Annotated in this window: 14 protein-coding genes; 12 read left to right on the top strand and 2 right to left on the bottom strand. The window is 36.2% G+C overall.

The window, feature by feature from the left end; all coding sequences use genetic code 11:
* Positions 1-3 precede the first annotated feature (3 nt).
* From KHA93_RS07295 to KHA93_RS07260, 8 genes are all read left to right on the top strand, one after another.
* The gene (locus KHA93_RS07295; protein ID WP_213110135.1) at positions 4-1,110 is read left to right on the top strand and encodes a prephenate dehydrogenase; all 1,107 of its coding nucleotides are present in this window, start codon (positions 4-6) and stop codon (positions 1,108-1,110) included.
* Positions 1,111-1,122: 12 nt separating this feature from the next.
* Complete coding sequence (aroA, locus tag KHA93_RS07290) at positions 1,123-2,388, top strand: 3-phosphoshikimate 1-carboxyvinyltransferase (protein WP_267917167.1); 1,266 nt, start codon at positions 1,123-1,125, stop codon at positions 2,386-2,388.
* A 34-nt stretch (positions 2,389-2,422) separates the two neighbouring features.
* Positions 2,423-3,505, top strand: coding sequence for a type III polyketide synthase (locus tag KHA93_RS07285; protein ID WP_213110134.1), 1,083 nt, complete (start codon positions 2,423-2,425; stop codon positions 3,503-3,505).
* A complete protein-coding gene (locus KHA93_RS07280; RefSeq protein WP_213110133.1) occupies positions 3,505-4,029 on the top strand; it encodes an isoprenylcysteine carboxyl methyltransferase family protein in 525 nt (174 codons plus the stop codon). Before KHA93_RS07285 ends, KHA93_RS07280 begins: the two co-directional genes overlap by 1 nt.
* A 128-nt stretch (positions 4,030-4,157) precedes the next feature.
* Positions 4,158-7,760: a dynamin family protein gene (locus KHA93_RS07275; RefSeq protein ID WP_213110132.1), complete on the top strand. Its 3,603-nt coding sequence runs from the start codon at positions 4,158-4,160 to the stop codon at positions 7,758-7,760.
* A 2-nt stretch (positions 7,761-7,762) separates the two neighbouring features.
* Complete coding sequence (locus KHA93_RS07270; protein ID WP_213110131.1) at positions 7,763-8,593, top strand: sulfurtransferase; 831 nt, start codon at positions 7,763-7,765, stop codon at positions 8,591-8,593.
* A gap of 38 nt (positions 8,594-8,631) precedes the next feature.
* The gene (locus KHA93_RS07265; RefSeq protein ID WP_213112813.1) at positions 8,632-9,540 is read left to right on the top strand and encodes a 5'-3' exonuclease; all 909 of its coding nucleotides are present in this window, start codon (positions 8,632-8,634) and stop codon (positions 9,538-9,540) included.
* A 14-nt stretch (positions 9,541-9,554) separates the two neighbouring features.
* Positions 9,555-9,839: a DUF6123 family protein gene (locus KHA93_RS07260; protein WP_233711077.1), complete on the top strand. Its 285-nt coding sequence runs from the start codon at positions 9,555-9,557 to the stop codon at positions 9,837-9,839.
* Positions 9,840-10,089: 250 nt separating this feature from the next.
* On the opposite strand, the gene KHA93_RS07255 is transcribed toward KHA93_RS07260, so the two are convergent.
* Positions 10,090-10,479 carry a reverse transcriptase-like protein gene (locus tag KHA93_RS07255; RefSeq protein WP_213110130.1) on the bottom strand — a complete coding sequence of 130 codons (390 nt, stop codon included), beginning with the start codon at positions 10,477-10,479 and terminating at the stop codon, positions 10,090-10,092.
* A gap of 106 nt (positions 10,480-10,585) precedes the next feature.
* Between KHA93_RS07255 and KHA93_RS07250 the strand changes: the two genes are divergently transcribed.
* Together KHA93_RS07250 and KHA93_RS07245 are read left to right on the top strand one after the other, a co-directional pair.
* Positions 10,586-11,251, top strand: coding sequence for a reverse transcriptase-like protein (locus KHA93_RS07250; RefSeq protein WP_213110129.1), 666 nt, complete (start codon positions 10,586-10,588; stop codon positions 11,249-11,251).
* Positions 11,252-11,265: 14 nt separating this feature from the next.
* The gene (locus tag KHA93_RS07245; RefSeq protein ID WP_213110128.1) at positions 11,266-11,454 is read left to right on the top strand and encodes a zinc-finger domain-containing protein; all 189 of its coding nucleotides are present in this window, start codon (positions 11,266-11,268) and stop codon (positions 11,452-11,454) included.
* Between the two features lie 40 nt (positions 11,455-11,494).
* Here the strand turns inward: KHA93_RS07245 and cspD are convergent, their stop codons facing one another.
* Complete coding sequence (cspD, locus tag KHA93_RS07240) at positions 11,495-11,695, bottom strand: cold-shock protein CspD (RefSeq protein ID WP_213110127.1); 201 nt, start codon at positions 11,693-11,695, stop codon at positions 11,495-11,497.
* Between the two features lie 263 nt (positions 11,696-11,958).
* Between cspD and mntR the strand changes: the two genes are divergently transcribed.
* Positions 11,959-12,399: a transcriptional regulator MntR gene (gene mntR, locus KHA93_RS07235; protein WP_213110126.1), complete on the top strand. Its 441-nt coding sequence runs from the start codon at positions 11,959-11,961 to the stop codon at positions 12,397-12,399.
* Positions 12,400-12,819: 420 nt separating this feature from the next.
* The gene (locus tag KHA93_RS07230) at positions 12,820-14,502 is read left to right on the top strand and encodes a formate--tetrahydrofolate ligase (protein WP_213110125.1); all 1,683 of its coding nucleotides are present in this window, start codon (positions 12,820-12,822) and stop codon (positions 14,500-14,502) included.
* The last annotated feature ends 35 nt before the right edge of the window (positions 14,503-14,537 follow it).

Genomic DNA, 14,537 nt, shown 5'->3' with positions numbered 1-14,537 from the left:
AAAATGGAAGATTTAAAACGTATATTATTGGTTGGGGTCGGACTGATTGGGGGATCAGTCGCCCTAGCAATAAAAAAAGAACATCCTGTCCATATCGTTGGCTATGATGTAAAACTAGATAATTGCCACCTTGCAAAAAAATTAAATATTATTGATGACTGTACGGAACATTTCGAGGAAGAAGCTGTTAGAGCTGACCTAATTATTTTAGCCTGCCCTGTAGAAAAAGCAGAGCTATTTCTTGAACAACTTGCTCATCTTTCATTAAAAGAAGACGTCATAATTACAGACGTAGGCAGCACTAAGAGTCGGATTATGGAAAAAGCGGAAAAGTACTTTAATAATGGCATCCCCTTTATTGGTGGGCACCCTATGGCGGGATCTCATAAAGTAGGACCAGGGAGTGCACGAGCACATTTATTTGAAAATGCGTTCTACGTATTAACCCCATCCAAAAATGCCACTAATGGAAAAATTGACATTCTTAAAACTTGGTTAAAAGGAACAAATGCACATTTTATTATTATGGATCCGAAAGAACATGATTTAGTTACAGGAGTCGTCAGTCATTTCCCACATATAGTTGCAGCAAGCTTGGTGCGACAAGTGGAAAATCATTCGTCCAAAAATGAACACGTGAAATATCTTGCAGCAGGCGGATTCCGTGATATTACTCGAATTGCTTCTTCTAGTCCTGAAATGTGGCGTGACATCGTCAAGCATAATCAACCTATACTACTCGGACTTATAGATCAGTGGATGACTGAAATGAATGACGTAAGGCACTTGGTTGAAAATGGAGACAGTGAAGAACTGTACAACTATTTTGATGGGGCAAAAAAATACCGTGATTCGTTACCAGTTCGAGCGAAAGGCGCGATTACCGCATTCTATGATTTATACGTTGATGTACTTGATAAACCAGGTGTTATCTCAGATGTTACGACGCTATTAGCTCAAGAAAATATTAGCATTACGAATATTAGAATTATTGAGGCTCGTGAAGATGTTTACGGCGTTCTTAGAATTAGTTTTCAAACGGAAAAAGATCTTGAAAGGGCTAAAACTAGTTTAGAAAACAGAGGGTATGAAACATATATAAGTATGTAAGGAGTGAACACATTGAGCATAAGGTTAAAAGGGACTATGAAGGTCCCGGGAGATAAATCGATTTCCCATCGAGCGGTAATGCTAGGCTCAATCGCTCATGGAAAGACCGTGATTGACGGACTTTTAACAGGTGACGATTGTCTTAGTACGATTGATTGTTTTAGGAAGCTCGGAGTAAAGATTCATCTTGAAGGGGATCATGTTGAAATTGATGGCAAGGGCTTAGAAGGATTAAAAGAACCTAATCAAGTATTGGATGTTGGGAATTCGGGGACGACCATTCGTCTAATGTTAGGAATTTTATCGAGTCTTCCATTCCATACTACTGTAATTGGTGATGAATCGATTGCAAAAAGACCAATGGGTCGAGTAACGATTCCATTAAAGAATATGGGTGCAAAAATCGATGGACGTGAAGAAGGAAAATTTACACCTTTATCAGTCCGTGGCGGTGGACTGGAAGGGATGGATTACACTTCACCTGTTGCTAGCGCACAAGTAAAATCCGCCATTCTATTGGCAGGTTTATTTACTGATGGAAATACATCTGTCACAGAACCTGAAGCTTCTCGCGACCATACAGAACGTATGCTTCAAGAATTTGGCGGTTCCGTACAAACGGATGGTTTGAAAAAAACGATTCAAGGAAAACAAACACTTAAAGGAGCATCTATTAATGTTCCTGGTGATATTTCTTCAGCTGCCTTCTTTCTTATAGCGGGCTCGATTATTCCCGAAAGTGAAATAACGATTAAAAATGTTGGAATTAATCCTACTAGAACGGGAATTTTGGATATACTAACGAATATGGGAGCCGATATCACGATTCATAATGTACATGATGAAGTGATGGAGCCGTATGCAGATATTACAGTTCGTTATTCCAATTTAAAAGGCGTCGAAATTAGCGGTGATATTATTCCAAGGCTGATTGATGAGATTCCAATCCTTGCCCTTGCAGCTACACAAGCTGAAGGAGTAACCGTTATTAAAGATGCTGCGGAACTTAAAGTAAAAGAAACGAACAGAATTGATACCGTTGTTGAGGAATTAAAAAAGCTTGGAGCTAATATTGAAGCCACGGAAGATGGAATGAAAATTTATGGAAAGTCTAGTTTACATGGCGCCGAAGTGAGCAGTCATGGAGACCATAGGATCGGTATGATGCTCGCAATTGCTAGTTGCTTAGCTTCTGGTGAAACACATATACAAAATAGCGAGGCTATTACTATTTCGTATCCTGGATTTTTCGAGCAAATAGAAGAACTAAAACAATAATTTTCATTTTTAATAGAGGAAGGGAGATGTCGGTGTGCCGCGAATTATTTCTGTTGGAACAGGAGTCCCAGAACATGCTATTTCTCAAGATGAGACGATGGAATTCGCTAAACAACTTTTCTCCGAATCAGTAAAAGACATAGATCGGCTGTTGAAAGTCTTTCATAATGGAGAAATTGAAAAACGCCATTTTGTAAAAAATATAGAATGGTACCGACACAACCACTCTTTCTCTAGTAAAAACGATGAATTTATTGATTTAGCTGTAGACTTAAGTATTAAAGCAATAAAAAATTGCCTAGAATCACCAACTTTACAAAGACAAGTTTCTTATGAAGAAATCGAAGCAATTATAATGATTAATACAACTGGAATTGCAACACCAAGTTTGGAAGCGCGAATTATGAACCGATTGCCATTTTCCAAAAATACGAAAAGAATTCCAATTTGGGGACTTGGCTGTGCGGGTGGTGCCGCGGGTCTTTCACGAGCCTATGAATATTGTAAGGCTTTTCCAGATGCAAAAGTTTTAGTTGTAGCAGTCGAGTTATGCAGTCTTACTTTTCAAAAAGACGATTTGAGTAAGAGCAACATAATCGGAACTTCTTTATTTGCAGATGGATCCGCAGCAGCACTTATTTGTGGGGATGAAGTAAACTTAAATGAGATCATAGGACGTAAAGTTCCTTCTATTATTAATACACAATCAACATTAATGAAGGATTCATTAGATGTAATGGGGTGGAATATAAAAGATGAAGGCTTATATGTCGTATTTTCTAAAGACATTCCATCCATTATTAAGGATTGGCTAAAACCTGAAGTCGAGCAACTGATTATACATCATCAATTAACGATTTCTCAGATAAAGCATTTTATTGCTCATCCAGGCGGAAAAAAAGTGTTAAAAGCATATGAAGAAGCACTCGGATTGCCTCCAGAGAGAACGGCGACGTCACTCGAGGTTTTAAGGGAATATGGAAATATGTCTTCTGTGACTGTGTTATTTGTGCTTGAACGATTTTTAAAGCAAGAGATGAAAAACGGGGACTATGGAATCATTGCTGCTTTAGGACCTGGTTTTAGTTCTGAATTGTTGCTTGTCAGGTGGGAGTAATGTTTTTCCTTATATTATTGTTGATTGTAATTGGTCAAAGGCTTGTAGAATTAAGAATAGCAAAAAGAAATGAACATTGGATGCTGAAGTCTGGGGCTAAAGAATATGGTCAAAATCACTACCATTTAATGGTCCTCATGCATATTGGATTTTTTATATGTTTAATCTTGGAATATTTATTCCGTAAACCTGTATTAAATAAGTTTTGGCCAGTATTTCTTTTTATTTTTGTAGTTGCTCAAATCGCGCGTATATGGGTTATTAAATCGCTTGGCAAGTACTGGAATACAAAAATAATTGTACTCCCTGGCATTCATGTAGTAAAAAAAGGTCCATTCCAATATGTAAAGCATCCGAACTATATTATCGTAACGATTGAATTATTTGTGATTCCAATGATATTTAACTTATACATAACAGCGGTTTTGTTTTTTATATTAAATCAGATCATCCTTAGAATTAGAATACCAATTGAAGAAAAGGCATTACGTGAAAATACAGATTACACAAAGCAATTTGATTAAGATTTGTCTAGTTCCATTACAATATTTAGGAACTGGACTTTTTTAGTGTTTCTTAATTCTATATGAAAATCCTGAATTGTCATGTAAAATAGGATGTAATGATTATAACGAGGGGTTTGTTATTACACATGTCTAAAGTTTTGCAATCATCTGTGGAAGATGCACAGTTAAATAGAATACTTATATTAACGGAACGATTTCAGGAGCATGGAGATCAGAAAAGAGCTGAAAAAGCTCAAAAGCTAATTAAAAAAATCGTGGACAGTGAATTTATTGTCGCATTTAGTGGTCATTTTTCTGCTGGTAAATCAACGATGATTAATTCCCTAGTCGGAGAAAATATTCTCCCTTCTAGTCCAATACCAACAAGCGCTAATCTTGTGAAAATCCATCGGGCAGATGAAGATTATGCAAAAGTATTTTATCGTTCGGAAAAGCCTTTATTATTTAATGCTCCTTACGATTTTGCAACTGTAAAGGAATTTTGCAAAAGTGGCGATGTAACGGAAATCGAAATTGGAAGAAAAGATTCAAACCTTCCATATGGTGTGACTGTTATGGATACACCAGGGGTCGACTCAACTGACGATGCACATCGACTTTCGACGGAATCATCTTTGCATCTTGCGGATGTCGTTTTTTACGTAATGGATTATAACCATGTTCAATCCGAGTTGAATTTCACGTATACACGAAATTTACTTGATCACGGAGTTAAATTATATTTAATCATTAACCAAATTGATAAGCATGATGATGCAGAGCTCTCTTTCCAACAATATAAGCAAACTGTCATTGACTCGTTTGCGGCATGGAATGTAGAGCCTTCGGGTATATTTTTCACATCATTAAAAAAAGCAAATCATCCTGAAAATGAATTTGTAACAGTTAAAATGTTAATAAATGAAGCTTTTAATCATCATGAAGAATGGCTGGAAACAACGATTACGAAAGCAACTACTCAATTGGTGGCGGAGCATACAAATTGGTTGTCCGATGAAAGAAAAGCTGCTGCGGAACCATTGGAGCAATTATTAACGGATGTGAATGATGAAGAACTATCCCATATATTTGATGAAGAAAAAGCTCTTTTAACTCAAAAAGAAACGCTTTTTTCATCAGTAGATAAATGGGAAAATGCTTTTATTTCTGAACGAGAAGGCTTGCTTCAGAGTGCGTATTTAATGCCTTATGAAACGCGTGAGCTCGCGTCGCAATTATTAAAGACGCATCAGCCTAACTTTAAAACGGGACTTTTTTTCAGCAAGAAAAAGACAGAATTAGAAAGAAAAACGTCTTTAGAGCAGTTTTCAGAAAGTGTACGAAAACAAGTGGAATCACAAATTGATTGGCATTTAAGACAATGGGCAGCAAAAAAACTTTCTGAATCAGATATATTACAAGAAGATTTACAAGTAGAAGCTCAAAATCTAGCCGTCCATTTTGAAGATTCCTTATTTATCGATGCGATTAAAAAAGGTGCAGGATTAACAGGTGAATATATACTGCAATACTGTGAAGATGTGGCGAGTCTAATTAAGAAAAAGGCGAGAGAAGCTACCAGCGACTTCCAAAAATCCGTTTTTTCTATTTATAAAAAGAAAATGGATAAAGAATTATCTGAAATCGACAAACAATTAAACAAAATAAGTAGTTTGACGTCGACAATACAATCACTTCGTCAATTAGAACTTGTATATGAAGAAAAAATGAAACAGTGTTCCATCCCAACTGGAAATGAACATTCATTATTACAAACACTTCTTGTTAATTGGAAAACAGAACAGGAAGATATTCGAATTTTTACCGGTGAAACTGTCTTTGAAAATGAAGTATTAGACGTTAGGGATGAAATAACTGACTCTTATGTTAAAAATAATGAAGAAACAGATATTCAAAAAGTTATAGCAAAAATTGATAAGGCGATTGTCTGTTTGGAAAACGAGGCAAGTTTTAAAAGGGTTATTTCTCAATTAAAGGAAAAAATGGCTCGATTACAAAATCGTGAATATACGATTGCACTGTTCGGTGCTTTCAGTGCCGGAAAATCGTCATTCGCTAATGCGTTATTAGGAAATAGTGTTTTACCTGTTTCTCCAAATCCAACTACTGCGGCCATCAATCGGATTTGCCCAGTGACAAACGAGCATGCACATGCCACGGCAGATGTTCATTTTAAAAATGAGGAACAAATGCTAGCGGATATTGCCTATTCATTATCATTATTTGGATATGAATGTACATCCCTTACAGATGCCTACACTAAAATTCCGAACGTCCTAAAAGATTCGGATTATAGTGGAAAAGAAAAAATTCATTTATCCTTTTTAAAAGCGTTCCAACATGGATTTAAAGAGCATCAAAACCAATTAGGTACTGTATTAACGACTGATTTAGACGGATTCCATCGCTTTGTAGGAAATGAAACACAGTCGTGCTTTGTCGAGTCGATTGACCTGTATTATGATTGCGAGTTTACAAAACAAGGGATTACCCTTGTCGATACACCGGGAGCTGATTCCATCAATGCAAGACATACAGGTGTTGCATTTGATTATATTAAAAACGCGGATGCAATTCTGTTCGTTACGTATTACAACCATGCCTTTTCTAAAGCGGATCGTGAATTCCTAATACAATTAGGTAGGGTAAAAGATGCATTTGAACTTGATAAAATGTTTTTTATCGTAAATGCCATTGACCTAGCGAGCTCTGATGAAGAAATAAAAGAAGTATTAGAATATGTTAATCACGAACTCGTCTCAAACGGAATTCGTTTTCCTAAAATATTCGGCATTTCAAGTAAACTTGCATTAAATATGGATTCAAGAAGTGAATCTAATATTGATTCGTTTACGAAAGAATTTAATCACTTTTTAAACAATGATTTATCAAAGCTAGCTCTTCAGTCTGCTGAAACAGATTATAGCCGTATTTTATTTATGCTTGACCAACTCATTCATACGGCAAGTGAGGATGAAGCAATAAAAATTAAAAGAATAGAAGAATTGCAGCTTGCTAAAGTGAAAATAACTGCTTTTATACAAGAAGCTGAACCGAGTTTACTAAAGAAACAATTGTCGCAAGAAGCGAAAGAACTATTGTTTTACGTCAAACAAAGAGTTTTTTACCGTTTCCCAGACTTTTTCAAAGAAGCTTTTAATCCTGCTGTTCTTCAAAATAATAGTCGAAAGCTCCTTACAAAATCTTTAGATGAATTATTAGAAGCAACCGGATACGATTTTGCCCAAGAATTAAGAGCGACCTCATTAAGACTGGAACGATTTGTACAAAGACTACTGTTAAATAGGATCGAAAATATGGAAAAAGAAATGCAATTAATCAAGCGTGAAATGACTGTTTCTGCGTGGGAAGTTGGAACAGTGGAAACACCAGATTTTCAATCAGCATTTAAACATATTGACAAAATTCCATTGGAAGGAAGCTTCAAGTTTTTTAGAAATCCGAAAGCATTTTTTGAACAAAATGAGAAGAAGAAAATGGAAGAAGCGTTAGAAAATCTTCTTTCTCCTCTTACAGATAAGTATTTACAGAATGAACTCGTGGAGTTGGAGAATTTTTATCATAACTTGATTGAGAATGAGTTCAGAAAATTCATTGCACATGTTACTTCAGATGTACAAGATCAGTTTGCAGGGTGGTTGGAAGCTCTTTCCGATCATGCAAAATTAGTGGAATGGAAAAGAATTCGATCGATTTTGGAGGGATGAGCATGAGGTTTATCAAATCTGTTTCTTCGTTGCATGACCAGCTAAAAGTTGAAAATGTCAGGATAGTCGATTGTAGATTTGCTCTTACTGATCCAACTCATGGGAAATCCGCTTATTATGAAAATCATATTCCCGGTGCTGTGTTTTTCGATTTGGAAAAGGATTTATCGTCGCATGTTTCAAAACACGGAGGACGGCACCCTTTACCCTCAGTAAGTATATTTATTAAAAAATTAGGGGAAGCAGGGATTACACAAGAAACTACGGTTGTAGCTTATGATGATGGGGAAGGTGCATTTGCAGGCCGTTTTTGGTGGCTGCTATCTTATTTAGGGCATAAAGATGTGTATGTTTTAGATGGAGGCTACAAGGCATGGAAGGAAGCAGATTATGAAGTAACAGATACAATCCCTACTTATGACTATTCCGAGTTTGTACCTTTCATTAAAGATGAGATGCTTGCTTCATATGAACACGTAAAAAAAGGTGAAGGACTTCTAGTTGATTCCAGAGCGAGAGAACGATATTTAGGGCTTATAGAACCACTTGATGCGAGAGCCGGCCATATTCCTGGAGCAATCAACATTGAATGGACGGATGGATTTGAAAATGGCCTTTGGAAGGACTTGGAAGCACAAAAGGAACGATTTTCAAACTTGGACAAGACAGAAGAGATCATTGTTTATTGCGGATCTGGCGTGACAGCTACTCCAAACATATTAGCTTTAAAAGCATCTGGATTTAAAAATGTAAAGTTATATGCAGGCAGTTACTCTGACTGGGTTTCCTATGATGAAAATCCTGTAGAAACAGGCGAAAATCCAAAAATTTGATATAATGAATTTATTAAGTGGAATAAGAGGTGTTTACAATTTCAAATTCACATTTGTTATTAATAGATGGAATGGCTCTATTGTTTCGATCTTTTTACTCAACAGCCGTACGAAATAATTATATGTTTGACAGTAAAGGAGTCCCCACAAATGCAGTTCAAGGGTATATTAAACATTTATTGACTGCTGTAGAGAAGTTCGATCCAACTCATGTTGCCGTATGCTGGGATATGGGGAGTAAGACGTTTCGGAATGAAATGTTTGATGGTTATAAGGCCAATCGACCAGCACCACCTGTCGAAATGATTCCGCAATTTGATTTGGCACAAAAAGTTACAAATTCGTTTGGAATAATGAGTATTGGACTAGCTGGATATGAAGCGGATGATTGTATAGGTACTATTAGTAATCAATATAAAGAGCATGCAAATATAACCGTTTTAACGGGTGATCGTGACCTTTTGCAAATTATTGATGATCGAGTATCTGTCTTAATCATGCAAAAGGGAATTGGTAATTATCAGCATCATACAAAGCCTAGCTTTATGGAAGAGTTTCAGTTGCTTCCGAAGCAGTTAATTGACGTAAAAGCGTTAATGGGGGATACGAGTGATGGTTATCCTGGTGTAAAAGGAATTGGAGAAAAAACAGCTTTTAAACTTATACAAGATCATAAAGATATTGAAGGACTAATTGCGAACATCCAATCGCTCTCACCTTCACTACAAAAAAAGCTTAATAGCGATCTAGAGATGTTACATTTATCTCGCCAACTTGCGGCAATCGAATGTAATGTGCCACTCTCGTTTGATTTTAACAAGACAGCATGGAGTGTTTCACCATCATCAATGGATATTTGTGAAGAGTTTGAATTAAAAACAGTTCGCAATCATTTATTAAAAACGAAATGGTTTGAAGAAGATGATATATTTGCAAGTAGGTTATAAAGGAGAAAAGATCATTGATCACGGAGCTTATTGATTTGGAAAATTACCTCATGAATCTCGAAGCAAAAGGCTTCAAGTTTAAAGACGATGCTATTTCTTTTATTTACTTTGGAAAACAATCAACCGGAACAGATGATTATGTCGTTTCACTTGCAATTGAATTAACATTAAAAACTCAAAAACGGTTCGATGGTAGTTTTTATTTGTCCCTATTGGAAAGATTTAAGGAACATAAAATAAAAACGAAAACAGAAGCATATAAATTGATGGAAAAGATGGGATTAAAAGCACATAATTGACTATGTGCTTTTTTCCATGGAATGAAGTTGTAATGGGATGTACATTTGCCAGTAATCCTGGACAAATACAAGTAAAATCGGTTAGCGGCCAGTAATCCAGAAGCTATGGCAAGTAAATCGAGAAGGGGTCTCGAAATCCGAGAACAGTGGCCAGTAACTCCGAAGTCATGGTCAGTAAAGTCGAAAAGACTACCAGTAACCCGACAACATTGGTCAATTAATCAGAATCATCGCCAGGTATCTAAAAGCTTTATATATTTAATCGAATAGCTTGTCTCGCTAACTGATCAGCATGTTTATTTTCTTTTGAAGGAATCCATTTTATAAAAAATAGGTCTAATTGAGATGCTAATGATAAAGCTTTTGTTAAAAGGATGCGATGCTTCTCATTACGTGCATATTCTTTTTCAACAGCATCTACTACAGTGGTTGAATCAGATCTAACAGAAACAATTGAAAACCCATCTTCTATACATATTTCTAAGCTTTTTATTAAAGCATGAAATTCAGCCTCATGGTTATTCATCATACCGAGGGCAATGGAAAAGGATTCAGCTTTTCCGTTATTCTTAATATATATTCCTGCGCCGCTAGGACCTGGATCTCCAGCACTAGCGCCATCTATGTAAACTTCAATCATTTTGATTTTTCCCCTTTAAGTAGTGTAGAAATCATATCTATGGGAAATATTTTACTTAAAATGAGATAAAATGTGAATCATATTACCTTGTAAAGGTGTTGGGATCATGAAATATAAAGTGAAATTTGAATACAAAGGAGTCAAAACAATAAAAGTCTCAATGGAAACTGAATGGCTCGATGAGTCATCTATTGATAATCTTCTTGAAGATTTACAGCGAACTGGCCGCATTATTAAAATAATCATAATCGATGAAATGGAAAGAGAATGGAGTCAAAAGGAATATTCTAAGCTAAGGTCAAAATTAGAGTTCGAACCTGCTGATCCTATTATGTATTTTGATGGAGGATACGATATCCAAACAAGGACTGCAGGAATTGGGATCGTAATATATTATAAAAAAGGGAAAGAAAGCTTTAGATTTCGTGCGAATGCAAAGCTTGAGCAATTGGAGAATAATAATGAAGCTGAATATGCAGCTTTGTACAATGCTCTTATTTATTTAGAAGATCTTGGTATGAAAAATCTTCCTATAGTCATTAAGGGAGATTCTCAAGGTGTTATAAAACAGCTGCAAGGCGAATGGCCTTGCTATGAAAGAGTACTGAATACTTGGCTTGACAGAATAGAAGCAAAAATTAAAGAATTGGGTTTAAAGCCTAATTATGAAATCATTTCAAGGCGTGATAATAAAGAAGCAGACAAACTTGCGACACAAGCACTCACAAATAACCTAATTGAAGGTCATATGAAAGTAGATGGTAGGTTATAAGAAAGGTTGGTCTAATGAAACGGACAAAGGTTTTCAAGGAAATAGATGAATTAATTACATCTTATTGTGATGGCTGCTTTTTACATCTGCATTTTAAGAAAGAGTTTAGTAAATCATATGCACATAAGTTTTGTATCGGAGAATGTACTATAGGTCAAAAACTACAAGAAAAAGGAAAAACACTAATAAATGATCAAAAATAAAAGGCTTGCCAACTTCGGCCAGCCTTATCATTGTATGTTATTATAGTTTAGTTACGTTTGCAGCTTGTGGTCCGCGGTTTCCTTCAACAACTTCAAAAGAAACTTCTTGACCTTCTTCTAAAGTTTTAAAACCATCACCTTGAATAGCTGTGAAGTGAACGAAAATATCTTCTCCGCCTTCTACTTCAATGAAACCGTAGCCTTTTTCATTGTTAAACCATTTAACTTTACCGTTTTGCATGTATCTTTTTCCTCCTAGACTTAAGCACTAAGTGCTCCTAAAAAAATATTCTCACTAAACAATTGACATTTGATTTGTTCAATGATAAGTAAACTATACACTACTACCACAATAGCGTCAAGAAAACTTGCAGAATAAATTAATAAAATTTTTAAATTCAATCAATTCATTATTTTCTGTAAGTGTGAAGTTTCCAAAACTTGTTTAACAGTTAGGATTATAGTAAACTTTTATGTGCTAATGATGTACTAAGGGGGATAATAATGCCAACTCCGAGTATGGAAGATTATATAGAACAAATATATTTATTAATTGAGAATAAAGGATATGCGCGTGTTTCAGATATAGCAGATGCTTTAGCTGTTCACCCCTCCTCTGTGACAAAAATGGTTCAAAAATTAGATCGGGATAGTTATCTCGTTTATGAAAAATATAGGGGACTCATTTTAACGAAAAAAGGGGAAAAAATCGGTAAACGTTTAGTAGAACGACATGATTTACTTGAGGACTTTTTAAGATTAATTGGAGTTAAGGAAGAAAATATTTATGAAGATGTAGAAGGAATCGAACATCATTTAAGCTGGAATTCTATAGATAGGATTGGCGATCTCGTTCAATTTTTTCAAGAAAATGAGGATCATCTAGCTGAATTAAAGCTATTGCAAATGAAAAATGAGGAAGCCATTGATAAAGAACCAATTTGATTTATTCAGACTTTTGTTAAACGGTCATTTTAATTGTGGGTTATCAGAAATAGACTGAGAAAGTTGTGGGTATCTTTAGAGGTAGCTCCTGTCTTTCTCAATTGCTTTTTGATTCAATAGTAAAAGGCCAATTGAGTTTCGTTTACCGTGAGGCTTGATGTCCTGCTATGAGTAAGTGTATCTCTATGGTCTAGCAATTGTTTATTGATTACTCATGTCGTATGAAGCATTCATTGCCTACTATAGCAACCATGTTTCTCTGTGCTTTTCCCCTTGAAAGACGAATATTTTTTTAACTAATCCGTATGTAATTCTACATACTGAAAGAACCAATATGAGGTTCTTTTTTTATTCCCGCAAGTGGCATTTCATACATGCCATGATACAATTAAAGTGAATAAATTGCCGGAGGGGTTGTTGATGATGAGCGAATGGAAATCGGACATAGAGATTGCACAGGAGACTGAATTGCTGCCAATTCAAAGCATCGCCGATCGTATTGGGCTTACTATGGATGACATTGAATATTTCGGTAAATACAAAGCAAAAATTTCGTTTGAAAAGATTCGTGATCTGCAAAAAAACAAAGACGGTAAAATTATTCTAGTTACTTCTATTAATCCTACAGCAGCTGGTGAGGGCAAATCTACTGTAACTGTTGGACTCGGTGATGCTTTATCTAAGATCGGGAAGAAAACAATTATCGCACTTCGTGAACCGTCACTCGGTCCTACGATGGGGATTAAAGGAGGAGCTACAGGAGGCGGCTATGCCCAAGTGCTTCCAATGGAAGATATTAATTTACACTTTACAGGAGATCTTCATGCCATCACGACGGCTAATAATGCCCTATCTGCACTCATTGATAATCATATCCACCAAGGTAATACGTTAAATATTGACCAAAGAAGAATCCTTTGGAAAAGGGCGGTTGACTTGAATGATCGCGCATTAAGAGAAGTAGTAGTTGGCTTAGGAGGACCCGTGCAGGGAATACCGCGTCAAGATGGATTTGAAATTACTGTGGCTTCTGAAATAATGGCAGTGCTCTGCCTAGCAACCGATTTATCAGACTTAAAGCATCGAATATCAAGGATTGTTATCGCCTATACTTTTGATAAGCAACCAGTAACCGTCAAGGATTTGGGTGTAGAAGGGGCCATCACACTGCTTTTAAAAGATGCTCTAAAGCCGAATCTTGTTCAAACGATTGAACATACACCGGCAATTGTCCACGGAGGTCCATTTGCAAATATAGCCCATGGGTGCAATAGTGTAATGGCTACAAGAACAGCTGCAAAACTGGCAGACTATGTAGTAACAGAAGCTGGATTTGGCGCAGATCTTGGAGCGGAAAAGTTTCTTCATATAAAATCGAGAAGTGCAGGATTTAAACCTGAAGCTGTTGTGATAGTTGCAACAATTAGAGCATTGAAAATGCATGGTGGACTATCCAAACATGAATTAACACATGAAAATATCTTTGCTCTTGAAAAAGGCTTAGAAAATCTAATGAAACATATTGAGACCGTTACCCACTTTGGACTTCCGTATGTTGTCGCAATCAACCGTTTTTCTACAGATACAGAGGCGGAAATTTCCGTATTGGAGAAGTGGTGTAGCGAAAATGATATACCAGTCTCTTTGACGGAAGTATGGGAAAAAGGTGGAGCTGGAGCCGTTAATTTGGCTGAAAAAGTTCTTCGTGAAATTGAATATAATCAAAATACATTTACATATCTTTACGATTTACATGCGTCACTCGAAGAAAAGATTAAGACTATCGTACAAAAGGTATATGGTGGTAGTGACGTTGAGTTTTCAGTAAAAGCATTAAAGCAATTACAGGAGTTTGAAGAACTAGGGTGGGGGAATTTGCCTGTTTGTATGGCAAAAACACAATATTCTCTCTCGGATGATCCAAACCAACTTGGAAAGCCAACTGATTTCACAATACATGTCCGTGAATTAAAACCGAAACTTGGTGCCGGCTTTATCGTTGCTTTGACTGGTGAAATGATGACGATGCCAGGTCTTCCGAAACAACCCGCAGCCTACCGTATGGATGTAGACGAAAACGGTGTAGCTATCGGATTATTTTAGAGAGATGTTAAGGAAGCTGGCAGGATTAAACTCGG

Source organism: Lederbergia citrisecunda (genome assembly GCF_018343695.1).
Lineage (GTDB): Bacteria > Bacillota > Bacilli > Bacillales > Bacillaceae_C > Lederbergia > Lederbergia citrisecunda.
This window is presented reverse-complemented; position numbering and strand designations above follow the sequence as displayed.